Source organism: Stutzerimonas azotifigens, assembly GCF_013522725.1.
Taxonomy (GTDB): Bacteria; Pseudomonadota; Gammaproteobacteria; order Pseudomonadales; family Pseudomonadaceae; genus Stutzerimonas; species Stutzerimonas azotifigens_A.
The window spans coordinates 254,017-278,576 of record NZ_JAAMRF010000004.1; the positions used below are offsets into that span (position 1 = coordinate 254,017).

Sequence of the window (24,560 nt, forward strand, 5' to 3'; positions counted from 1 at the left end):
TTCATGAGCGCTGTACTCACGCCTGCAGGTTTCAACGACTACAAGGTCGCCGACATTTCCCTAGCCGATTGGGGTCGTCGCGAAATCATCATCGCCGAATCCGAGATGCCCGCGCTGATGGGCCTTCGCCACAAGTACGCCGGCGAGCAGCCGCTCAAGGGCGCGAAGATCCTCGGCTGCATCCACATGACCATCCAGACCGCCGTGCTGATCGAAACGCTGACGGCCCTGGGCGCCGAAGTGCGCTGGTCCAGCTGCAACATCTTCTCCACCCAGGACCAGGCCGCTGCAGCCATCGCCGCCGCCGGCATTCCGGTATTCGCCTGGAAGGGCGAGACCGAAGAAGAGTACGAGTGGTGCATCGAGCAGACCATTCTCAAGGATGGCCAGCCGTGGGATGCCAACATGATCCTCGACGATGGCGGTGACCTGACCCAGATCCTCCACGACAAGTACCCGCAGGTGCTCGAGCGCGTGCATGGCGTCACCGAGGAAACCACCACCGGCGTGCATCGCCTGCAGGACATGCTGAAGAAAGGCACCCTGAAGATTCCGGCGATCAACGTCAACGACTCGGTCACTAAGAGCAAGAACGACAACAAGTACGGCTGCCGCCACAGCCTCAACGACGCCATCAAGCGCGCCACCGACCACCTCTTGTCCGGCAAGCAGGCGCTGGTGATCGGCTACGGCGACGTGGGCAAGGGCTCGGCCGCCTCGCTGCGCCAGGAAGGCATGATCGTCAAGGTCTCGGAAGTCGACCCGATCTGCGCCATGCAGGCCTGCATGGACGGCTATGAAGTCGTATCCCCTTACAAGGACGGCCTCAACGACGGCACTGACGCAAGCATCGACACCGCGCTGCTGGGCAAGATCGACCTGATCGTCACCACCACCGGCAACGCCAACGTCTGCGACGCCGGCATGCTCAAGGCGCTGAAGAAGCGCGCCGTGGTCTGCAATATCGGTCACTTCGACAACGAGATCGACACCGCCTTCATGCGCAAGAACTGGGCGTGGGAAGAGGTCAAGCCGCAGGTGCACAAGGTGCATCGCACCGGTAACGGCAGCTTCGACGCGCAGAACGACGACTACCTGATCCTGCTGGCCGAAGGTCGTCTGGTTAACCTGGGCAACGCCACCGGCCACCCGAGTCGGATCATGGACGGCTCCTTCGCCAACCAGGTGCTGGCGCAGATCCACCTCTACAACGAGAAGTTCGCCGACCTGCCGGTGGTGGAGAAGACCAAGAACGTGACCGTCATGGTCCTGCCGAAGAAACTCGACGAGGAAGTCGCGCTGGAAATGGTCAAGGGCTTCGGCGGCGTCGTCACCCGGCTCACGCCCAAGCAGGCCGAGTACATCGGCGTCGAGGTCGAAGGCCCGTTCAAGCCGGACAGCTACCGCTACTAAGAGCAGCCTCGAGCCAGGAGTCATGGCTGCAAGCCGCGTGTCGGCTTGCAGCTTGTTGGCTCGCGCTTGCCGCCAAGGAAAATTCAAATGACGTCTTCCCGCCCCGCCATCAGCTTCGAGTTCTTTCCGACCAAGACCGACGCCGGGCATGAAAAACTGCTGGCCACTGCACGCCAGTTGGCCGAATACCAGCCGGACTTCTTCTCCTGCACCTACGGTGCCGGTGGCTCCACGCGTGACCGCACGCTCAACACCGTGTTGCAGCTCGACGGCGAAGTGAAGGTGCCCACCGCACCGCACCTCTCCTGCGTCGGCGACAGCAAGGCCGAGCTGCGCGCCCTGCTCGAGCGCTACAAGAACGCCGGCATCCGCCGCATCGTGGCCCTGCGCGGCGACCTGCCCTCGGGCATGGGCATGTCCGGCGGCGGCGAGCTGCGCTACGCCAACGACCTGGTCGAGTTCATTCGCGCCGAGACGGGCGATCACTTCCACATCGAGGTCGCCGCCTACCCGGAGATGCATCCGCAGGCGCGCAACCTGGAAGACGACCTGGCGAACTTCGTGCGCAAGGCACGCGCCGGTGCCGACAGCGCCATTACCCAGTACTTCTTCAACGCCGACAGCTACTTCTACTTCGTCGAGCGTGTGCGCCGCATGGGCGTCGAGCTGCCGATCATCCCGGGCATCATGCCGATCACCAACTACAGCAAGCTGGCACGCTTCTCGGACGCCTGCGGTGCCGAGCTGCCACGCTGGGTGCGCAAGCAACTCGAAGCCTATGGCGACGACCTGCAGAGCATCCAGGCCTTCGGCGAGCAGGTAGTCACGCAGATGTGCGAACGCCTGCTGGAGGGCGGCGCGCCCGGTCTGCATTTCTACACCCTGAACCAGGCCGAGCCGAGCCTGGCGATCCGCAACAATCTCGGCTTCGCTCGCTGAGCGACACCGGCAGCCTGTCCGGCCACGAATTTTTCGTCGCCGACGGGCCCTTCTCCCGGCTACAGTGCTGCGCAGAGGCCACGCCCTTTGCGTGGCGAAGTCCGATGGCGCCTCGCGCCCCAGCAAACCCGCGACGCTCGCGCCTGTGCTGACGTCGCCCCGATGGAATGCCGCAATGGCCAAACGAAATACGATCGACGTCTCCGTCAGCCCCAGGGGCAGCCTGGAAACCCTCTCCCAGCGCGAAGTGCAGCAGTTGCGCGAAACCGGGTCAGGCAGTGTCTACACGCTGTTTCGCCAGTGCGCGCTGGCCATCCTCAACACTGGCACCCACAGCGATAACGCCAAGACCATCCTCGAGGCCTATGAGGACTTCGAGGTGCGCATCCATCAGCAGGACCGCGGCATCCGCCTCGAGCTGCTGAACGCGCCGGCCGACGCCTTCGTCGACGGACACATGATCGCCAGCACGCGCGAGATGCTGTTCAGCGCCCTACGCGATATCGTCTACACCCAGAGCGAGCTCGACAACGCGCGCATCGACCTGGAAAGCTCCCAGGGCATTACCGATTACGTGTTCCACCTGCTGCGCAACGCCCGCACGCTACGTGCCGGCGTACAGCCGAAGATGGTGGTGTGCTGGGGTGGTCACTCGATCAGCACCGAGGAATACAAGTACACCAAGAAGGTCGGGCACGAGCTCGGCCTGCGCGGCATGGACATCTGCACCGGCTGCGGCCCGGGCGTGATGAAGGGTCCGATGAAGGGCGCCACCATCGCCCACGCCAAGCAGCGCAACGTCGAAGGCCGCTATCTGGGCCTCACCGAGCCCGGCATCATCGCCGCCGAAGCGCCCAACCCGATCGTCAACGAGCTGGTCATCCTGCCGGACATCGAGAAACGTCTGGAGGCTTTCGTCCGGGTCGGACACGGCATCGTGGTGTTCCCGGGCGGCGCCGGCACCGCCGAGGAATTCCTCTACCTGCTCGGCATCCTGATGCATCCGGAGAACCGCGACCTGCCCTTCCCGCTGATCCTCACCGGGCCCAGGAGCGCGACGGCCTTTCTCGAGCAGTTGCACGCCTTCATCGGTGCCACGCTCGGTGAACCTGCGCAGCGCTGCTACACGATGATCATCGACGATCCGGCCGAAGTTGCCCGGCAGATGACCGCCGGCCTGGAGCAGGTCAAGCAGTTCCGCCGCGAACGCAACGACGCCTTCCACTTCAACTGGCTGCTAAAGATCGAAGAGGGGTTCCAGCACCCCTTCGACCCGACCCACGCCAACATGGCCAGCCTGCGCCTGAACCGCGACCTGCCGCCGCACGAACTCGCGGCGAACCTGCGTCGTGCGTTCTCCGGCATCGTCGCCGGCAACGTGAAGGACAAGGGGATCCGCCTGATCGAGCAACACGGCCCCTACCTGATCTCCGGCGACCCGGCGATCATGAAGCCGCTGGACGAGCTGTTGCAGGCCTTCGTCGAACAGCACCGCATGAAGCTGCCAGGCGGCGCGGCCTATGTGCCCTGTTATCGGGTCGTGAGCTGAGCAGGGGCCGCGGGGCGCTCCACTTACTACCCGCTACCGGTTAACGGAGCGCTGGGCGAAGAAATACTGGTCGACTCGACTCACTGAGCCCTCTCAAGCAGCCTGCGATCGGACGCGGTGCGACAGTGCGCCGTATGCCGCATCCTGCACGGGGTGCTGGCGGATGAACCAAGGAAGTGACACACTGTCGAACCAATGCGGGGTAGACAGCCTCTGTTATACTCCGCACTTCCCGCCAGGCTTACGCCCGGATGCCAGCACTCTCGAATGCGGCACGACCGGACGGCATCGCACGCTAGTTGCGATTCGCGCCAGGCATGATCGTCCCGGGCCCCGCCCCCCTACAGACAGGGTTACTCATGTCCTTTGCTTCCCTCGGTCTTTCCGAGGCTTTAGCTGGTGCCGTCGAGGCCGCCGGCTATACTCAGCCCACACCGGTGCAACAGCGGGCCATCCCCGCCGTGTTGCAAGGCCGCGACCTGATGGTCGCCGCACAGACAGGAACTGGTAAGACCGGCGGCTTCGCCCTACCGGTTCTCGAATTACTTTTCCCGGGCGGCCACCCGGACCGCGAGCACCGTCACGGTCCGCGTCAGCCGCGTGTTCTGGTGCTGACACCAACGCGCGAACTCGCCGCCCAGGTGCATGACAGCTTCAAGCTCTACGCCCGCGATCTGCCATTCAAGAGCGCCTGCATCTTTGGTGGCGTAGGCATGAACCCGCAGATCCAAGCCATCGCCAAAGGCCTGGACGTACTGGTCGCCTGCCCGGGTCGATTGCTCGATCTGGCCAACCAGAAGGCCGTCGACCTCGGTCACGTCGAAATCCTCGTGCTCGATGAAGCCGACCGCATGCTCGACATGGGCTTCATCCACGACGTCAAGAAGGTGCTGGCCAAACTGCCGGCCAAGCGCCAGAACCTGCTGTTTTCGGCGACCTTCTCCAAGGACATCACCGACCTTGCCGGCAAGCTGCTGCAGAACCCCGAGCGCATCCAGGTCACGCCGCCGAACACCACGGTCGAGCGCATCGAGCAGCGTCTGTTCCGGGTGCAGGCCAGCCACAAGCGCGCGCTGCTCGCCCACCTGATCACCCAGGGTGCCTGGGAGCAGGTCCTGGTGTTCACGCGCACCAAGCACGGCGCCAATCGCCTGGCCGAGTATCTCGACAAGCACGGCCTGCCCGCCGCGGCCATTCACGGCAACAAGAGCCAGAATGCACGCACCAAGGCGCTGGCCGACTTCAAGGCCAACGCCGTGCGCGTCCTGGTCGCGACCGATATCGCCGCCCGCGGCCTGGACATCGACCAGCTGCCCCACGTGGTCAACTTCGAGCTGCCCAATGTCGAGGAAGACTACGTCCACCGTATCGGCCGTACCGGCCGGGCCGGACGCAGCGGGGAAGCGATCTCTCTGGTTTCGCCCGATGAAGAGAAGCTGCTCAAGGCCATCGAGCGCCTGACCAAGCAGAGAATCCCTGACGGCGACACCATGGGCTTCGACGCCAGCACCATCGAGGCAGAAAAGCCTGAGACTCGCGAACCCCGCCAGCCACGTCCGGCACGGGGCGAGCGCCCGGCACGTACCGAACGCAAGCCTGCCGACGATGCGACCGCCGAACCGAAAGATCGCTCGGGACGCAACCGCCGCGGCAAAGGCAAGGCCAAGGCTCCCGGAACCGCACGCGCCCAGGGCGAACAGGGCGCAGCAGTAGCCCGTCCGCCACGCCTGCCGGCCGATCGCGATCCGGAAGCATTCCTTGACGATGAAGTGGACAACTTCGGCAACCGCGTCGACTACGTCAGCCCCTATCAGGGCAAACCTGGCCGCGGCCGTCGTCCAGGTGTCGGCGGACAGCAGCCCGGCAACGATCAGCCGCGTGCCGCAGCGGCGCCACGCAATGGCGGCGGCGGTAAGGCCAAGCCGGCCCGCAGCGGTCAGCCCGCCGCCCGTAACGGTCAGCCACGGCGCAACAAGCAGGAAAATCGCCGCTTCGAGCCTGACGCGCCGCGCCAGGACGCTACGCCGCGCCCGAGCGAGAAGCAGCCGCTGATCATCCGCAAAGAATCGCGCATCGATCGTCTGCCCAGCGCCGAGCAGCTCGACGAGCTGGCATCGAGCCGCCCTCGCGGTGAAAAGCCCGCCCTGCTGACACGCAACCGCTAAACATTTGCGTGTTACCGAACGCCGCCGCAAGGCGGCGTTTTTCATGGTGCAGCGGGCGCACGTAGCCTCGAAGGCAAACCTTTCCCCCAGACGGCAAAACGCCGGCTCGAAAGCCGGCGCTTGCTACGCAGAGGTTGCAGATTCGCTAGGGCGCGCCGGCAGCGGTCCGCCGCTCTTCCCAGCCGCCACCGAGCGCCTTGAACAGATTGACCTCACTGGTCAGCTGCGCAAGGCGATCGTTGATCATCTGCTGCTGGACATTGAACAGCTGGCGCTGTGCATCCAACAGGATCAGGTAGCTGTCCACGCCCGTGCGATAACGGCGCTCGGCCAGACGATAGTACTCCTCGCTGGTCTCAAGCAAATCTCGCTGCGCCTGGAGCTGCTCAGTGTAGGTCGCCTGGGCCGCCAGGCCGTCAGCGACTTCCCGGAAAGCCACCTGAATGGCGCGTTCGTATTCGGCCACCTGGATGTTCTTGCTGATCTCGGCGTAATCGAGGTTGGCGCGCAGCTGCCCGGCATTGAAGATCGGCAGGCTGATCTGCGGCGAGAACGTCCAGTAGCCCGAGCCTCCATCGAACAGGCCCGACAGCTCGCGGCTGGCAGTCCCCGCGGCGCCGGTCAGGCTGATGCTCGGGAAGAACGCAGCGCGAGCCGCACCGATGCTGGCATTGGCGGCACGCAACTGATATTCGGCCTGGACGATGTCCGGCCGCTTGGTCAGCAGATCCGAAGGCAGGCCGACCGGCAGCTCGGCAAGCTGCTGATCGCCCAACTCACGCTTCTGCAGCAGGTTCGCCGGAATGCTCTGTCCCAGCAGTTGCGCCAGGGCGTTGCGATCCTGGGCGACGAGCCGGGAATACTGCGCCAGGCTTACCCGCGCAGTCTCGACGGCACTGCGCGCCTGGCGCAGCTCGAGGGCCGAGGCAACGCCCACATCGAAGCTACGCTGGGTCAGCGCCAGGCTCTCATCGTAGGTCTTGAGCGTATCGGCGGTCAGATCCAGCAGGGCCTGATCGGCTTGCCAGGTCAGCCAGGCGTTGGCCACGCTGGCAACCAGACTGATCTGGGTGCTGCGCTGAGCCGCTTCGGTAGCGAAGTATTGCTGCAGCGCCTCCTCACGAAGGCTGCCCAGACGCCCGAATAAATCAAGCTCCCAAGCAACGCCGAACGTCGCGCTGTATTGCCCGCTGACGGTCGATTGGCCGTTAGGGCTCAGGTCTGCCGGCGTGCGACCACGGGTGGCGGTGCCATCGGCACTCACCAGCGGCAACAGGTTGGCCCGCTGGACTCGGTAGAGCGCCCGATAGGCCTCGACATTCAGGGCGGCCACGCGCAGATCGCGATTGTTCTGCAGCGCCACCTCGATCAGCTGCTGCAGGGCTGGATCGCGGAAGAACTCGCGCCAGCCCAGGTCCATTGCCTGCTGGTCGGCCGGCGTCTCACCCTGGGGCCAGGCGGCGTCGACGGGCGCGATCGGCCGCTGGTACTCGGGAATCAGCGAGCAGCCCCCGAGCGCCGTCAGCAATGCCAGGCTCAATAAGGACTTTTTCACAGAGTCGTCTCCTTCTCGCTTTCGGCTTCGGCGGCAGGCTTGTCTCGATCGAACAGCGAACCGATGACCACATAGAACAGCGGAATCCAGAAGATCGCCAACACCGCGGCGGTGAGCATGCCGCCGATCACACCGGTACCGATCGCGTGCTTGCTACCGGCGCCTGCGCCACTGGCGAGCGCCAGCGGAACCACGCCAAGAATGAAGGCCAGCGAGGTCATGATGATCGGACGCAAACGCATACGGCACGCCCTCAAAGCGGCATCCGCATAGCTCATACCCTCCTCTCGCAGAGCCTTGGCGAACTCGACGATCAGAATCGCGTTACGAGCCGATAGACCGATCGTGGTGATCAGACCCACCTGGAAGAACACCTCGTTCGACAGCCCGCGCAGGAGCGTGAAAGCCAGCGCACCGACGATGCCCAGCGGTACTACCAGCATGACCGCGAATGGGATCGACCAGCTCTCGTAGAGTGCCGCCAGGCAGAGGAACACCACCAGCAGCGACAGCGCGTAGAGCGCGAGGGTCTGCGAACCGGCCAGACGCTCCTCGTAGGACTGTCCAGTCCAGGAATAACCCACACCAGCCGGGAGCTGCGCCGCAATCTCCTCAACCGCAGCCATCGCTTCACCCGAGCTGTAGCCCGGTGCCGGCTCGCCAAGCATCTCGATCGCACTGACACCGTTATAACGAGACAACTTGGGCGAACCATACACCCACTTACCGGTGGCAAACGAGCTGAACGGGACCATCTGCCCTGCATCGTTGCGCACAAACCACTTGGACAGGTCGTCCGGGCTCATGCGGGAGCTCGGGATGCCCTGCAGGTAGACTCGCTTGACGCGCCCCTTGTCGATGAAGTCGTTGACGTAGCTACTACCCCAGGCAATCGACAGCGTGCTGTTGACGTCCGAAAGCGATACGCCGAGAACCCGCGCCTTTTCGTCATCGATCAGCATCTGATATTGCGGCTCGTCCAGCAGACTGTTCGCCCGTACGCCCATGAGAACAGGGTTCTGGCTGGCCAGCTGAAGGAACTGGTCGCGCGCCTGCTTGAGGACATCCTGACCCACACCGGCACGATCCTGCAGGTAGAAGTTGAAGCCAGTGGCGTTACCCAGCTCCATCACGGCGGGCGGCGCAAAGGCGAACACCATTGCGTCCCGGAAGCTCGCGAAATGCTGCTGTGCACGTTGAGCCAGCGCAAACACGCTGTCTTCGGCGTCGGTGCGCTCGCTCCAGGGCTTCAGACTGATAAAGGCGATACCCGAACTCTGGCCTCGGCCGGCAAAGCTGAAGCCGGTCACAGTGAAGACGGAGCGGACGATGTCGCCCTCTTCTTCGAGCAGGTATTCACGCATCGCGTCGATGCTCCGCTGGGTGCGTTCCGCAGTCGACCCCGTCGGTGCCTGGACCTGAGCGAACAGAACCCCCTGATCCTCTTCCGGCAAGAAGGCGGTCGGGATTCGGTTGAAGAGCACGACCATCACGCCAACGATCAGCAGATACAGCAGCAGGAAGGGCGCCTTGCGCTTGAGCACACCCTTCACGCCACGCTCATAGCCATCGACACTGCGATCGAAGGTGCGGTTGAACCAGCCGAAGAACCCACCCTTGGCATGGTGATCGCCTTTCTCGATCGGCTTGAGCAGGGTTGCACAGAGGGCCGGCGTGAAGATCAGCGCCATGATCACCGAGAGCACCATCGCCGATACCATCGTGATCGAGAACTGTCGGTAGATGACGCCCGTCGAACCTCCGAAAAAAGCCATCGGCAACAGCACGGCCGAAAGCACCACGCCAATGCCGATCAGTGCGCCCTGGATCTGCCCCATCGACTTGCGTGTGGCTTCCAGTGGAGAGAGCCCCTCCTCGCGCATTACCCGCTCGACGTTTTCCACGACCACGATGGCATCGTCGACCAGCAGGCCGATCGCGAGGATCATCGCGAACATGGTCAGGGTGTTGATGCTGTAGCCGAACACGGCCAGCACACCGAAGGTTCCGAGCAGCACCACGGGCACGGCCAGTGTCGGCACCAGAGTGGCGCGGAAGTTCTGCAGGAACAGGTACATCACCAGGAAAACCAGCACAAAGGCTTCCAGGAGCGTATGCATGACACCGGTGATGGAGGCGGAAATGACCGGCGTGGTGTCGTAGGGGTACACCACTTCCATGCCTGGCGGGAAGAACGGCTCCAGTTGGTCAATGGTTTCCCGGACGCCTCGCACGGTGTCCAGCGCGTTGGCACCGGTAGCCAGGCGCAGGGCCAGACCGGCGGCCGGCTTGCCATTGAAGTGAGCACTTACACCGTAGCTTTCACCACCCAACTCCACCGTAGCCACGTCACCCAGGCGAACCTGGGAGCCGTCGCTATTGACCTTGAGCAGGATTTCGCGGAACTGTTCAGGCGTCTGGAAGCGCGTTTTGCCAATCACCGTCGCGTTGAGCTGCTGCCCCGCTACCGCCGGCAGACCACCGAACTGACCGGACGACACCTGAACGTTCTGCGCCTGGATGGCGCTGCGCACATCGACCGGAGTCAGGTTGAAGTTGTTCAGCTTTGCCGGATCGAGCCAGATACGCATCGCATATTGCGAGCCGAACACCTGGAAGTCGCCGACACCCTTGGTCCGGGAGATCGGGTCCTGCATGTTCGAGACGATATAGTCGGCCAGGTCACGCTGGTCCATGCTGCCATCTGTGGAGACCACACCGATCACAACGAGGAAGTTACGCACCGCCTTGGTGACCCGGATGCCCTGCTGCTGCACCTCTTGCGGCAACAACGGCGTGGCCAGCTGCAGCTTGTTCTGGACCTGCACCTGTGCGATGTCCGGGTTGGTGCCCTGATCGAAGGTGACGGTAATGGACATGCTGCCATCGGAGTTCGACTCCGAGGAGATATAGCGCAGGCCGTCCAGGCCATTGAGCTGCTGCTCGATGACCTGCACGACGGTGTCCTGTACGGTCTGCGCCGAGGCTCCCGGATAGTTTACGGCGATGCCGACGGCAGGCGCTGCGATGCTCGGATACTGGTTGACCGGCAGGGAAAGGATGGAAAGCCCCCCCGCCAGCATGATCACCAGGGCGATCACCCAGGCGAAGATCGGGCGATCGATAAAGAATCTGGACATGAATTAGCGATCCTCAGCCTTCTTGGGCCTGGGGCTGAGCAGCCCCGGTGTCGGTAGCGACGTTGCTGGCCGGAACGACCGTGACCTCGGCGCCTGGGCGCGCGAACTGCAGCCCTTCGGTAATCAGGCGGTCGCCTGGGTTGAGACCTTCGCTTACCAGCCAGCGATTGCCGACGGTGCGCTCGGTCTTCAGGTTACGCAACTCGACCTTGTTCTCAGCGTTGACCACCATCGCGGTCGGCTCGCCACGCGCATTGCGCGTCACACCCTGCTGCGGTGCCAGGATCGCTTCGGTGCGCACCCCGCCCACCAGCTGCGCATGCACGAACATGCCCGGCAGCAGAATCTTGTCGGGGTTCGGGAAGACCGCCCGCAGGGTCACCGAGCCGGTGCCCGCGTCAACCGACACTTCGGCGACTTCCAGTTGACCTTCATGACTGTACTCGGTGCCGTCCTCGAGCGTCAGGGTCACCTTGGCGGCGCCTTCAGAAGCTTTTTCCAGACGGCCTTCGGCAAGATCGCGACGCAGCTGAAGCAGGTCACGTGCCGGCTGGGTCACGTCGACATAGATCGGATCGAGCTGCTGGATGGTGGCCATGGCCTGTGTCTGGCCATTGCTCACCAGTGCCCCCTCGGTGACAGCCGAACGTCCGATGCGACCGGAAATGGGCGCCATGACCTTGGTGTAGCGCAAGTCGATGCGTGCACGCTCGAGGTTCGCCTGCGCTTGGAGCGCTGCAGCGCGCGCCTCGTCGTAGGCCTGGCGGCTGACCGCCTGCTCCTTGACCAGCAAGGCATAGCGATCGGCGAGCGATTTGCTCGAAGCCAGACTTGCTTCGGCGCTCTTGTAGGCCGACTCGTAAACCGCCGCGTCGATCTGATAAAGCTGCTGGCCCGCCTTGACTTCGCTACCCTCGTCGAACAGCCGCTTCTGGATGATGCCGTTGACTTGCGGACGCACCTCGGCGACGCGGTAAGCGGCCGTGCGGCCTGGCAAGCTGGACGTGACGGCAAAGGGCTCGGCCTCGAGTGTCACGACCCCAACCTGAGGTATCTGCTGAGGTGGCGGTGCGGATTCTTCTTGGCATCCGCTGAGCAACGATGCCGCAGCGATAATGGAAATCAGAGCAGCGCAGGCTGACTTGACTGGCATGGACGAACCTCTTGGAAACGGGTAGCCGCAACGCGGGACAGCGCTGCGACACGACTTCGGCAGATTGGCGGGAATATACTTACATCCATCACTGTTTGTAAACCGCAAAAGCCCAGCGTTGTGCCCTGTTAACGCTTCTCAACGCAAAACGCCGGCAAGGGCCGGCGTTTCGTTTTGTTACGGACTGCCGGTTACTGACGAACGCCCTCGATCGACAGGATCAGCTCGACGGTTTCCGAAGCCGGCCCTAGGTCCATCTTGATGTTGAAATCCTTCAATTTCAGTGTGGTGGATCCTTCGAAACCGGCACGGTAGCCGCCCCATGGGTCCTGCCCTTCACCGATGAACTTCGCTGCGATGGTGACCGGCTTGGTAACGCCATTCAGCGTCAGGTTGCCTGTGATATCGGCGGTGCCTTCGCCTGTGGACTTGACCTGGGTGGACTCGAAAGTCGCGGTGGGATGCTTACCGACGCTGAGGAAATCGTCGCTGCGCAGGTGCTTGTCGCGTTCAGCATGGTTGGAATCGACGCTGGCAGTCTGGATAGTCACGTTGACCTTGCTCGCCTCCGGCTTGTCGGCATCGAAGCTGAACGCCCCGTCGAAGTCGCGGAAGGTACCGTACAGCCAGGAATAGCCGAGGTGGCTGATCTTGAAGTTGATGAAGGCGTGCTGACCTTTCTTGTCGATTGCGTAATCGGCCGCCATCGCCTGGCTGGCGAACAGCGCCGAGCCGAGGGCGAGCGCGGCAAAGGTTTTCTTCAGCATGAGTAGCTTCTCCTATCGTGGTTGAATCATTCCGCAGCGCGACCGAGCATTCGCAGCAAGGTCGGGTCGCGATCGACGAAATGGTGCTTGAGCGCGGCAAGCCCATGCAGGATGGCGGAGATCACCAGCCCCCAGGCAAGGTATTCGTGAACGAGACCGGCCACATCGGCCTGGCCAGGGATCGCGGTGAGAGTCGCGGGCACATCGAACCAGCTGAACACGCTGATCGGGCGACCGTCGGCTGTCGAGATCAGGTAACCGGAAAACATCAGCACGAACAACCCCAGGTACAACAGCCCGTGCCCGCCCTTGGTCGCCAGGCGCACCCAGCGCCCGTGACTGGCCAACGGCGCAGGCCCCGAACTCATGTATCGCCAACCCACACGCAACACCATCAGCATGAACAGCAGCAATCCAATGCTCTTGTGAATGTCCGGCGCGGTGCGGTACCAGCTGCTGTAATAGGTGAGCCCGACCATCCACAGGCCGAGACCGAACAGCCCAAAGACCGCCAGTGCGATCACCCAGTGCAGCAGGATGCTGATAGCTCCGTAGTTGTTTGCCGTGTTGCGCCAGCGCATCGCGAGTCATTCCCATTAAACGAGTGCGACAAGCCTAGCGATAAACGTATCGGGGTGAAGTGGATTTTTTCGCTGTGATCTATCGAAACACCAGATAGGTACTCGTCGGCATTGTCGCTTCCCTCTGCTAGTCTGCCCGCCCCACCCGTCAGCAGGAGTTTGTGATGAGCCAAAACGACGCCTGGATGCAGCGCGACCTCGCCGTTCTCTGGCACCCCTGTACCCAGATGAAGGATCACGAAAGTCTGCCGATGATCCCCATCCGTCGCGGTGACGGGGTATGGCTGGAGGACTTCGACGGCAAGCGCTACCTCGATGCGGTCAGCTCCTGGTGGGTGAACGTGTTCGGCCATGCTAATCCACGTATCAATGCACGCATCAAGGAGCAGGTCGACCAGCTCGAACATGTCATTCTGGCCGGCTTCAGCCATCAGCCGGTGATCGAACTGTCCGAACGCCTGGTGGCGATGACGCCCGCCGGACTGGATCGGGTGTTCTATGCCGACAACGGCTCCTCGTGCATCGAGGTGGCGCTGAAGATGAGCTTCCACTACTGGCTCAACCGTGGGCAGCCCGAAAAGCGGCGCTTCGTCACCCTGAGCAACAGCTATCATGGCGAGACGGTCGCGGCGATGTCGGTGGGCGACGTCGCACTGTTCACCGAGACCTACCGCCCTCTGCTGCTCGATACGATCAAGGTACCCAGCCCCGACTGCTTTCTGCGCCCGGAAGGGGTGAGTTGGGAGGAGCATTCGCGGACGCTGTTCGCGGCCATGGAACAGACCCTTGCCGAGCACCATCAAGAAGTCGCCGCCGTCATCGTCGAGCCGCTGATTCAGGGCGCCGGCGGCATGCGCATGTATCACCCGGTCTATCTACAGCTGCTGCGCGAGGCATGCGATCGCTATGGCGTGCACCTGATTCACGACGAAATCGCGGTCGGCTTCGGCCGTACCGGGACGATGTTCGCCTGCGAACAGGCCGGCATCCGCCCCGACTTCCTGTGCCTGTCCAAAGCGCTCACCGGCGGCTATTTGCCGCTCGCCGCCTGCCTCACCACCGATGACGTCTACCAGGCGTTCTACGACGATTACTCCAGCCTGCGCGCCTTCCTCCATTCGCACAGCTATACCGGCAACCCGCTCGCCTGCGCGGCGGCGCTGGCCACGCTGGACATCTTCGAAAGCGACCGGGTGATCGAGGCGAACCGAGCACTGGCCACAAGAATGGGCCAGGCCACGGCGCATCTGGCGGACCACCCCAACGTTGGCGAGGTCCGCCAGACAGGCATGGCGCTGGCAATCGAAATGGTCAAGGACAAGCCGAGCAAGACGGGTTATCCCTGGCAGGAGCGTCGCGGCCTGAAGGTCTACCAGCATGCGCTGAGCAGGGGCGCCCTGCTTCGCCCGCTGGGCAGCGTGGTGTATTTTCTGCCCCCCTACACCGTCACCCCCGAGCAGATCGACTTTCTCGCCGAGGTCGCCAGCGAGGGCATCGACCTGGCCACTCGCGATACCGTGAGCGTCGCGGTGGACATCGATCTGCACCCGGGCTTTCGCGACCCGGGTTAATGCGCGCGGGCTTCAGGCCGGTGCCGGCAGGCCTTACACTGCCGGCCTGTTGCCAGCCAGCGAAGCCCTGCTCATGCGCCTGTCCCGTTTTTTCATCGACGCCCCTCTCACCCTCGGCCAGCATGAGCTGCCCGAGGCCCAGGCCCACTACATTGGTCGCGTGTTGCGCTTGAGCGCCGGTCATGCGGTGCAGTTGTTCGATGGCAGCGGCATCGAATACGTGGGACAACTCACGGAAGTCGGCAAGAAGCGCGTGTCGGTTGAACTCACCGAAAGCCAGCCGGGCCTCCTCGAGTCGCCGCTACGCGTGCATCTGGGCCAAGGGCTGTCACGGGGAGAGCGGATGGACTGGGCGATCCAGAAAGCCACTGAGCTGGGCGTCAGCGAGATCACGCCGTTGCTCAGTGAGCGCTGCGAGGTCCGGCTGAACGACGACCGAGCCGACAAGCGCCTCCAGCACTGGCGGCAGATTGCGATCAGCGCCTGCGAGCAATGCGGGCGCTCGGTGCTGCCGCAGATTCAGGCACCCGTCTCGCTGGAAGACTGGCTGCAACGCACCGAGGCCGACCTCAAACTGCTGCTGCATCCGGTCGCAGAGCCGCTGGGAAGCCATGCACGGCCCAGCACTCTAGCCCTGCTGATAGGTCCTGAAGGCGGCATCACCGACGGGGAAATCGAACGAGCACGTGCCTGCGGCTTCCAACCGGCCCGCCTCGGGCCGCGCGTGCTGCGAACCGAGACTGCACCGGTGGTGGCGCTGAGTGTCGCCCAGCAGTTATGGGGCGACTTCTAGCCTTCCCAACTGGCAGTGGCGCGGACGACTTACTTGATCAGACCCGCATCGGCGAGCTTCTGCTCGAGGCCGACGAGGTCGGGAATCCGGGCGACTATGTCGCCCAGGTTCACCGCATCGAGTTCGAGCGGTGCAAGTTCGGCCTCGGCGCGCGCCAGGCTGGCGTCGACCTTGACCGAACGAGGAATGCCCTGCACCAGCAATGCGATGAACTTGACCTTCTCCCGTCCGCCCAGCGCGTTGAGGATCGCCACGCGCGCGCTCTGGCCGAACTGCGGCTCGCCTCCGGAGGCGGCCTCGAACGACAGCAGCGGCAGGCTCAGATCGCGCCAGGCGACCTGCCCCAACAGCCACGCGGGCATCCCTTGGGAAACCTGTGGAGCGCGGTAGGAAATCAGTTCGGCCACCGCTACGTTGGGCAGCAGCAAGGTGCGATCGGTCAGCGGCACCAGCAGGCCGGTAAGGCTGCCCTGACCTTCCTGGGCGGCAACGACGGATTGGCTCATGGGATGTCCTGGGGGGTAGTGGAAAGAGAGTCTGCGAGCTGCTCGGCCAGATGATCGACCAGTGCCTGGGCCAACTCACGCGGGTCGCCGCTAAGCAAGCTGTAGCCGCCTTCGCGCAAGCTGTCGGGCATGCTCGAGCAAACGCACGAATCGGCGCGCTGAGTCCAGATCTTGCCGCCTTGGCGCCGGACATAGGCGGCCGCGGCGCTGCCATCGCTGCCCATGCCGCTGAAGGCGATGACGCCGCAGCGACTGGCGAAATGCTGGGCTAGGTTGAGCATCATCTGGTCGATCGATGGGCTGTAGGGCTCTGGCCAGCCGCGATTGGCAATCTGCATGACGCTTCCGGCGGCAAAGCCGAGCTCGTGCTGAATCGGCGCGACCACCACCTCACCACAACGGATCGCGTCGCCCTGACGCGCCTGGGTAACGTACCACTGGCTGTGACGCCCAACCGCCTGGGGCAGACTGGCTTCGAAGCTTGCCTCGATGTGCTGCGCATAGACGAAGCCTACCGGTAAGCCGCCTGGCAGGGCATCGAGAAACGCCTTGACTGCCTCCGGCCCGCCCATCGAGGCGGCGAGCAACCAGACCTGCCTCGCCGGCTCGCCCGAGGAAAGCGCAGTTGTTTCGGCCAACGTACGCGGCAGTGCGAGCTGTCCCGGACGCTGCGCCTCTTCGAGCAGAGCTTCCAGACGAGGTCCCACCGCAGTCGAGGGATCACCGACCAGCCGCTTGAGTTTGCCGAACAGGCGCCGCTCCCAACGCGGATAATTCTCTGAAAGACGCTCCGGCGCATGCCCTTCGCCAAACAGGACGGGCGCGCTGGACCACTCCAGCAGCGCGTCGACCAGCGGGCAATCTTCCGACTGTGCCAGATCGACGAGCCACAGGTCAGTGCCGACGCCCTCGAGGTCCGCCACTTCCAGACGGGCCGGGTCGGTATTGAGCACGACCCGATAGCCGCTAGCACTCAGGGCCTGCTGCAGCACATGGCGCTGCAGCGAGGTGTCCGCCAGCACGGCGATCCGTGCCGAGCCCGTCTCACTCATGAACCTGGACCAGGCGCTGTATGGTTTCGAGCAGCAGGGACTCCTGGTAAGGCTTGCCGAGGTATTCGTTAACACCGATGGACATCGCCCGCTCGCGGTGTTTCTCACCGGTACGCGAGGTGATCATGATGATCGGCAGGTCCTGCAGGCGCTCATCGTGACGCACCAGGCTGGCAACCTCGAAGCCGTCCATGCGTGGCATCTCGATGTCCAGCAGCATGATGTCAGGCTTGCGCTCCTGCAGCTGGGTGATGGCATCGACCCCGTCCTTGGCGGTCAGCACGTTCATCCCGTTTCGCTCGAGCAGACGACTGGTGACCTTGCGTACGGTGACCGAATCGTCCACCACCATGACCAGTGTCGGGCGATCAGCCTCGACTTCCGCGGCCGCCGCCGGCAGCTGGTTGAGCTGACGCGGCTGCAGGCTGAGCAACTGGACGTGCAATGCCCGGATGGTCGCCAGCAGATCGAGAATCACCACGACGCGGCCGTCACCCAGGATGGTAGCCCCGGAAATCCCGTGGACACCGGCGAACTGCGGACCGAGGCTCTTCACCACGATTTCGCGAGAGCCGGCGAGGCTGTCGACCTGGACCGCAACCGCATGTTCGCTGGAACGGACCAGGATAACCGGCAGCGGCAGGCTCTGGCCTACGAGTTTCGGATGCTGCCCGTTGTTGAGCAGATCGCCCAGGTAACGCAGCTCGTAGGCCTGACCGGCGTACTCGAAGCGAGGCGCGTTGGGCTGGTAATAGGCTTCCAGCTCGTAAGGCGACACCCGCACGATACCTTCGATGGTGTTCAGCGGGATCGCATAGAGATCCTCGCCCGAATAAACCATCAACGCGCGGTTGACCGAAACGGTGAACGGCAGGCGGATCAGGAAGCGTGTGCCCTCGCCGAGCGTCGACTCGATGCTCATGGAGCCGCCGAGCTGCTTGACCTCGGAGTGCACCACGTCCATGCCAACACCGCGGCCGGAGATTTGCGTGACCCGCTCGGCCGTGGAGAAACCGGCCTCGAGAATGAACTGCAGCACCTCGTGATCGGTGAGCCCGGCATCGGCTGTCATCATGCCCCGCTCGATCGCCTTGCGACGTACCGCCTGCAGGTTGATGCCACCGCCATCGTCGGACAGCGAAAGAACGATGTCACCGCCTTCACGGCCAAGCTCCAGCCGAATGGTGCCCTGCACCGGCTTGCCGGCGGCGACACGCTTGTCCTGGGGTTCGATACCATGGTCGACCGCGTTACGCAGCATGTGCTCAAGAGGCGCGACGATACGCTCGAGAACGGTACGGTCCATTTCACCTTCGGCGTTGCCGACGACGAACTCGACCTGCTTGCCCAGTTCACCCGCAACCTGGCGGACGATACGGCGCAGTCGCGGGATCAGGCGGTCGAACGGCACCATGCGGGTACGCATGAGGCCTTCCTGTAATTCAGTATTCACCCGCGCCTGCTGCAGCAGCAGGGTTTCGGCGTCGCGGTTACGAGCTGCCAGGGTTTCCTTCAAATCCAGCAGGTCGGACGCCGACTCGAACAAGGCGCGCGAGAGCTGCTGCAGCTGGGAATGGCGGTCCATTTCCAGCGGGTCGAAATCTTCGTAGCCGACACGCTCGGCCTCGGCCTGGTAGCGGCTGAGGATCTGCGCCTGGGTTTCGGTATCAAGACGGCGCAGCTGGTCGCGCACCCGCTCGATGGTCGCTTCCATTTCACCGAGGGTGAAGCCGACGTCGCTCACCTGCTGCTCGACACGACCACGAAAAATCGAGGTTTCGCCAGCCAGGTTGACCAGGCCTTCGAGCAGATCGGCAGGGACTTTCACCAGCTCCTGTGGCGCACGTCTTGCCGCTGCATCCTGCGCCGCTTCCTGAGCCTTGCGCACGAAAGGCAGCACCTTCGCTGGAGCAACCACCGTCTGAGCCTGAGAGCTCACCGCGACGATCGGTTTGTCCAGCGCAACCGGTGCCGGCGAGGGCACAGCGACGGCTGCAGGCTGAGTGCCCGTCACCAGCGCTTCGCTACCGAGACGCTCGCGCAACAGTTCGACTTCCTTGAGCAGCCTCTCATAGTCGCTCTGGACATCCATGAACAGGCTTTCAGGCCAGGGCGCACCCACCTGCTGCGCCTCGCTCAAGTGCTGCTCGAGACCATGGGCGATATCACCCAGGCGCTTCTGCCCAGCCAGTCGGGCACCGCCCTTGAGCGTATGCAGCACGCGCATCATGTCCACCAGCGCAGTGGCGTCCTCGCGGGCGGCGTCCCAACGGCCAATGGCCGCTTCCATGTCTTCGAGCAGGTCACCGGCTTCTTCAACGAAAATATCGAGGATATCCGCCTCGGTATCGTCTGGCACTTCGTCGTCCACAGCCTTGAGCTCTACCGCGTTGGGTACGCTGAGTTGCTCGCTGGGATTGGCTCGAAAATGGCGAATGCGCTCGATCAGGGCACTGCCATCGGGTAACGCACGGCGGGACCGTACGCAATCGAGCATTGCCGAGAGCCGATCATGGCACCCCTGAAGCAAGCCGAAGAGCTCGGTGCTGGGGCGCAAACGCCCCTGGCACAGCCCCTCGTAAAGGAATTCTAGCTCGTGGGCCAGATCGCCGATTTCGCGAATTTCGGCCATGCGCGCGCCACCTTTGAGGGTGTGCAGATCGCGTTGCAGAGCTTCGATTTCGAGGCTGTTGTTGACGTCGTCCATCCAGCGCTGCAACGAGGCGTTGGCACTGTCCATGATGTCGAAACCTTCTTCGAGGAAGATTTCCACCAGCTCCGGGTCACGATCATCCCAATTCGCCGTCGGCGCCTCTTCGACAGACTCGACCATAGGCTCGCTAGCCTGCGGAACCTCAGCCGGCTCGTCCGTAGAAGCGCCTTCGGGCAAAGCCAGGTCTTCGACCACGACGACAGACGGCTCTTCGACCACCTCGGGCCACTGCACGACTTCATCGAGCGCCTGGGTATCGGTCTCCGGCTCGGCTGGCACCTCGACAGGCTGCAGCTCGACCTCGAACGGCTCATCATCGAATCCTGGCTGCTCGATGATCGGCGCCGAGGCATCCTCGATCTCGGCCACTTCAGCAACCGGCGGCCAGTCAGCTTCGTCGATGTCGCCGACTTCCAGCCCGGCAGTGCCTTCTTCTTCGGACTCAGATTGGGCAGGCTCGGCGGTTTCGTATCCGACTTCATCCAGAGACGAAACCGCCGACTCAAAAGTTGGGGCGATGCCTTGGCGATAAGCGTTGATCGCGTCGATCAGGCGCGCCGGATCGTTCATCGGACGTGCGGCCTGCAGCTGCTCGAGCTGCGTCGCGAGCATGTCGTGGCTCTGCTGCAGCAGCGCAGCAAGCTCCGGCGAATAGGTGTAACGGCGATCGACCAAGCCTTCGTAGAGGAATTCCAGCTCATGGGCCAGATCGCCGACCGGGCCGATCTCCGCCATCCGCGCACCGCCCTTGAGGGTGTGGAGGTCCCGCTGCAAAGCCGAGAGCGCAAGCTGACTGGACGGCTCGGCGAGCCAACGCTCAAGCGCCTGGCCGGCGCTGTCGAGTAGGTCCACGGCTTCGTCCAGGAAGATCTCGACCATCTCTTCGTCGAGGTCTTCACATACCACAACGCCCGGCTCTTGCCAGCGCGCGGGTTCCATTTGCGGCGCTTCGACCGGCTCCGGGTTCGGCCAAGTCTCGGCTTCGGCTTCGGCTTCGGCTTCGGCTTCGGCTTCGGCTTCGGCTTCGGCTTCGAAGGTTGGGGATAGATCCGACACTTGGTCAACCGGCCCCAAATCCTCTGGAACCGAGGGTTGCGGCTCACCCAAGAGCAACGACGCAGGGTCCAGCGCCTCGCCCAGCAAGGCTTCGAGCTTGGCGACCAGTTCAGGATGCGCGCTGACCTGCAGACCAGCGGCAACCTGATCCATCATCGCAACGAGGGCTTCGTGACCCTCCTCTACGTCATCGAAGAACCGCTCACTGACCGCCAGACGACCTTCCTGCGCGACGGCATAAAGGCTCAACAGCGCCTGACACAGGGAATCGATCTGTGGCAGTTCAGCCATCTGGGCGCCCAGCCCAAGAGTGGTCAACTCCTCCAGAAGCGCTGTCAGCTCCTGGCGCTCGGCCGGATGCTCGCGCCAGCTGCGCAGCAAGTCCTCGGCATCGAGCAGGATGTTCATGCCCTCGGACAGGAACAGCGAGATCATTCGCGGATCACGCGTCTCCCCTTGCTCGCTGTCATGCCGCGCATTGCTTTCGGCCAGGCGCTCCTGATGCAGCGCCTGCACCCGCGCCAGGAATTCCGGCGCACCTTCAATGGGCGCCAGCGGATCGGTCTCGAGCTTGTCCAACCCCGCGCGGAACAACTGCTCGGCGCCGTGCATGAGCTCGGCTTCAGCCAGATCCATCTGGATCAAGTTGGTCTTGAATTCCTTGACCAGCTTTTCCAGTGGCGTGGCGATTTCGGCGATCGGCAGGATGCCTGCCATATGCGCACTGCCCTTGAGGGTATGCAGCGCGCGCTGCAGCGAGTCGGTCACCGGTTGCGGCAGATGCTGGGCGCAGTCGGCGAGAAAGCCAACCAAGGTATCGAGATGGGTCTCGGCTTCGTTGCGGAAGATCTCCAGCAGTTGCGGATCGAGCTCTTCCACAGCGGGAGAAGCAGCCGTAACGGGCAGCACGGCATCGACTGGCGCAGCAACGGCTGGCGCCGCCTCGATCGGAGCACTGGCGGCAGCACTCTGCACGGGAACGGACTCGCCCTTGGCCAGCGCATGCGCGTTGGCGGCAAGCCGATCGACATCGTCGCGCTGACGCTGCGCCTTGGCGGCAAACTCCTCGACCAGCTCTGGCATCAGGTCGACCACCTGACCAATCAGCGCCTTCACCGAGTCGCTCGCCTCAATGCTGCGATCCAGGACGCGGTTGAGCAGATTTTCCACCGCCCAGCCCAACTCGCCGATGATCAGCGCACGGACCATACGGCCGCTGCCCTTGAGCGTGTGGAAGGCGCGCCGTACTTCAGTTAACGCCTCCTTGTCGCCGGTATCGGCTGCCCAGCGCGGCAGAAACTCGGCAATAGTCTCAAGCACTTCGCCTACTTCTTCGACGAACACTTCGAGCAACTCTTCGTCGACCGGCTCTTCGTCGGCCGATGGTGGCAACAGGCTCGGCGGCACGTCCTGCGCAGGCGGATTGATCGCCTGCACGGGCGAGGCCATGACATCGGCCATCGAAATCACAGGCTTGGCCGGTGCAACCTCGGGCTCGGGGCGTGCCTCAGGCAGGGAGATCTCAGGCAAATCCAATTCGGCCATCTCGGCCGCACTCATGGACGCCGAAAGCTCAGGCTCCTCGGCAAACGCAGGCTCAAGATCGATATCGCTCAGTGGAACAGCGAATGCTTCGAGCTCGGCCTCGTCAAGCATCAGCGGTGCGAATTCGATTTCCTCGAGCTCTTCGACCGGCAGCTCCGCTTCGAGTGAAGGCACTTCCTCGACAGGCTCGATGGCATCGACCGGCGAGTCGACCAAGGTCTCAAACTCAGACTCGAACGCGGGCGCTTGAACGACTGGTTGCTCTACCTCTACGGGCTCGGCAGGCAGCACTTCCATCTCGTCGAGCGGATCGGCCAACGCGCCATAGACGGGGACGGCAGGGTCCTCGCGATCAAGAATCGAGGGCTTCTCGGTCAGCGGATAACCCAGCGTTTCCAGGCTCTCTTCGGCAACGTCGAGAATCGCGTCGCCCTGGGTTGCATGGTCTTCGCTCAGACGTTCGAGGTAGTACTCCACGCCGGTAATCGCGTCAGCGAGCGTGTCGAGGCTCTGCCAGTCCGGAATCGCTTTGCAGGCCAGCAGTTGCTCCTGGATGTAACGGTTGCAGGCTTCGAGCAGTGCAGCGGCGCGAGGCAGCGGGATCATCGACAGACCACCGCGAGCCTGGGTCAGCAGTTCGGGCACCCGGGCAAGATGATCATGATTCCACTGCGAGGCGATGAACTCGATGATCGCGTCTTTGGCCTGCTCGAGACCATTACGCGCTTCCTTGATAACCAATTGATGGATCTGCGCCACATCGGTGGTAGGCAGATGGTTTTCTTCGCTGCGCCCGCCCTCGGTTTGACTGCCGACCATGCCGGCCAGCGTCGCCTCGACATACAACAGAGCACCCGCGACATCCATCAGAATCGCGTCATTGGGGTCGCGCTGTCCGTTGGCCAGGGCCTGGATGACGGTGTACTGATCAAGAATGATTTTGCGCGGCTGACCAAAACCCAGCACGGCGAGCGTGTCGGAAATTTGCTTGAGCGGAACCAGCAAGCCAGCAAGCTCACCAAGGGCCTTGCGATCGCTGCGTACGAACAGGTCGAGGCTATCCTTGACCCGCACCAGCTCCTCACAGAGCGCCGCGACCACCGAGCGCATGGCACCACGGTCCGGACCGGCCAGTTGAGCGCGCTCCTGGTTGACCACTTCAGTGTCCGGCAGCGCCTCGTCCAGCTTGTAGCGCTGCTTGAGCGCCTGGATTCGAGGCGAGTCGGTTTCCGCTTTCGCCACGTAGAACAGCAGGTTCTTGGTCAGTTCTTCGGATGCGGGCTGGTTGATACCGTCGGCGCCCTGCTCGACCAGTCGCTTGAGCTCCTTGTCGACCTGGCGCAACAGCGTGCGCACTGAGGTGCCGTTGCTGACGCTGCCGCTGGCCAGGCCTTCGACCATGCCGGAGGCGATCTGCCAGAGCGCTCCGAGCGGAGCCTCCTTGCACAACGACTCCAAACGCGCGAAGACACGCGCCATGTAATTGAGATTCGTAGGCAAATCGTGATTGCGGATAACACCGACCAGGGCCATCTGCAGCATCTGCCGCAGCTTGCGAAGCAATACCGGAAGCTCGGCGGTACGTAGCGGGGCCAGGGAGTCGGCTGGCAGAGCGGGCGCCTGGCCGCTCAGGTCGGGCGAGAACAGGCTGGTTTCCGATAGCAGCTTCTCGCCCCGAGCGGCGCGCAGATCGTTGAGCAGCGGCAGTACGACCATCGGCAGGTCACGACGCGCACTCTGGATGCGATCCAGATAGACCGGCATCTGCAGAATGGCCTGCATCATCACTTCCAGCGCTTCGCCCTGGTTGGTGACGCGCTCTTCCATCAGCGCACGGGCGAGTTGTTCCATTTCTTCGGCAAGCATCGCCGCGCCGTAGAACTCGACCATCTGGAGGGTGCCATGCACCTGATGCACGTACGTCAGGCAGAAACGCATGCGCGTCGAGTCCTGCGGGTTCTCGACGAACGCCTCCAGCGCTTGGCGCGCCTGTCTCAGCGTCTCGGCAATTTCGCCTTTCACCCACTCCAGGGCGACATAATCGTGCCGATCACCCATAGCG

At 63.4% G+C, this 24,560-nt stretch carries 14 protein-coding genes; 6 read left to right on the forward strand and 8 right to left on the reverse strand.

Translation table 11 applies throughout. The annotated features are described in order from the left end of the window. The first annotated feature begins 3 nt into the window (after window positions 1–3). The 4 genes from ahcY to G7026_RS09800 all read left to right on the forward strand — a co-directional run bounded on the left by ahcY (window position 4) and on the right by G7026_RS09800 (window position 6,066). Complete coding sequence (gene ahcY, locus G7026_RS09785) at window positions 4–1,413, forward strand: adenosylhomocysteinase (protein ID WP_181070583.1); 1,410 nt, start codon at window positions 4–6, stop codon at window positions 1,411–1,413. Window positions 1,414–1,500: 87 nt separating this feature from the next. Beyond that, the gene (gene metF, locus G7026_RS09790; protein WP_181070584.1) at window positions 1,501–2,352 is read left to right on the forward strand and encodes a methylenetetrahydrofolate reductase [NAD(P)H]; all 852 of its coding nucleotides are present in this window, start codon (window positions 1,501–1,503) and stop codon (window positions 2,350–2,352) included. 175 nt (window positions 2,353–2,527) lie between these two features. After that, complete coding sequence (gene ppnN, locus G7026_RS09795; RefSeq protein ID WP_181070585.1) at window positions 2,528–3,901, forward strand: nucleotide 5'-monophosphate nucleosidase PpnN; 1,374 nt, start codon at window positions 2,528–2,530, stop codon at window positions 3,899–3,901. 359 nt (window positions 3,902–4,260) lie between these two features. Beyond that, on the forward strand, window positions 4,261–6,066 hold the full coding sequence (locus tag G7026_RS09800) for a DEAD/DEAH box helicase (RefSeq protein WP_181070586.1): 1,806 nt from the start codon (window positions 4,261–4,263) through the stop codon (window positions 6,064–6,066). A gap of 145 nt (window positions 6,067–6,211) precedes the next feature. Here G7026_RS09800 and adeC read toward each other — a convergent pair whose 3' ends face one another. From adeC to G7026_RS09825, 5 genes are all read right to left on the reverse strand, one after another. Beyond that, window positions 6,212–7,621: an AdeC/AdeK/OprM family multidrug efflux complex outer membrane factor gene (gene adeC, locus G7026_RS09805; protein ID WP_181070587.1), complete on the reverse strand. Its 1,410-nt coding sequence runs from the start codon at window positions 7,619–7,621 to the stop codon at window positions 6,212–6,214. After that, complete coding sequence (locus G7026_RS09810; protein WP_181070588.1) at window positions 7,618–10,761, reverse strand: efflux RND transporter permease subunit; 3,144 nt, start codon at window positions 10,759–10,761, stop codon at window positions 7,618–7,620. The genes adeC and G7026_RS09810 overlap by 4 nt, the downstream gene beginning before the upstream one ends. 13 nt (window positions 10,762–10,774) lie before the next feature. Further along, complete coding sequence (locus G7026_RS09815) at window positions 10,775–11,914, reverse strand: efflux RND transporter periplasmic adaptor subunit (protein WP_181070589.1); 1,140 nt, start codon at window positions 11,912–11,914, stop codon at window positions 10,775–10,777. 191 nt (window positions 11,915–12,105) lie between these two features. Continuing rightward, a complete protein-coding gene (locus G7026_RS09820) occupies window positions 12,106–12,681 on the reverse strand; it encodes a YceI family protein (RefSeq protein WP_181070590.1) in 576 nt (191 codons plus the stop codon). A 26-nt stretch (window positions 12,682–12,707) separates the two neighbouring features. Continuing rightward, window positions 12,708–13,262 carry a cytochrome b gene (locus G7026_RS09825; protein ID WP_181070591.1) on the reverse strand — a complete coding sequence of 185 codons (555 nt, stop codon included), beginning with the start codon at window positions 13,260–13,262 and terminating at the stop codon, window positions 12,708–12,710. Between the two features lie 164 nt (window positions 13,263–13,426). Here G7026_RS09825 and G7026_RS09830 point away from each other — a divergent pair, with 164 nt between their 5' ends. Together G7026_RS09830 and G7026_RS09835 are read left to right on the forward strand one after the other, a co-directional pair. Beyond that, window positions 13,427–14,833, forward strand: a complete 1,407-nt coding sequence (locus tag G7026_RS09830; RefSeq protein WP_181070592.1) for an adenosylmethionine--8-amino-7-oxononanoate transaminase — start codon at window positions 13,427–13,429, stop codon at window positions 14,831–14,833. A 73-nt stretch (window positions 14,834–14,906) separates the two neighbouring features. Beyond that, complete coding sequence (locus G7026_RS09835; RefSeq protein WP_181070593.1) at window positions 14,907–15,626, forward strand: 16S rRNA (uracil(1498)-N(3))-methyltransferase; 720 nt, start codon at window positions 14,907–14,909, stop codon at window positions 15,624–15,626. A gap of 29 nt (window positions 15,627–15,655) precedes the next feature. On the opposite strand, the gene G7026_RS09840 is transcribed toward G7026_RS09835, so the two are convergent. The 3 genes from G7026_RS09840 to G7026_RS09850 are packed head-to-tail and all read right to left on the reverse strand — an operon-like array spanning window position 15,656 to window position 24,556. Then, window positions 15,656–16,132, reverse strand: coding sequence for a chemotaxis protein CheW (locus G7026_RS09840; protein WP_181070594.1), 477 nt, complete (start codon window positions 16,130–16,132; stop codon window positions 15,656–15,658). Beyond that, window positions 16,129–17,184: a chemotaxis protein CheB gene (locus G7026_RS09845; RefSeq protein ID WP_181070595.1), complete on the reverse strand. Its 1,056-nt coding sequence runs from the start codon at window positions 17,182–17,184 to the stop codon at window positions 16,129–16,131. The genes G7026_RS09840 and G7026_RS09845 overlap by 4 nt, the downstream gene beginning before the upstream one ends. Further along, window positions 17,177–24,556, reverse strand: a complete 7,380-nt coding sequence (locus G7026_RS09850; RefSeq protein ID WP_181070779.1) for an Hpt domain-containing protein — start codon at window positions 24,554–24,556, stop codon at window positions 17,177–17,179. Before G7026_RS09850 ends, G7026_RS09845 begins: the two co-directional genes overlap by 8 nt. Between the last annotated feature and the right edge of the window lie 4 nt (window positions 24,557–24,560).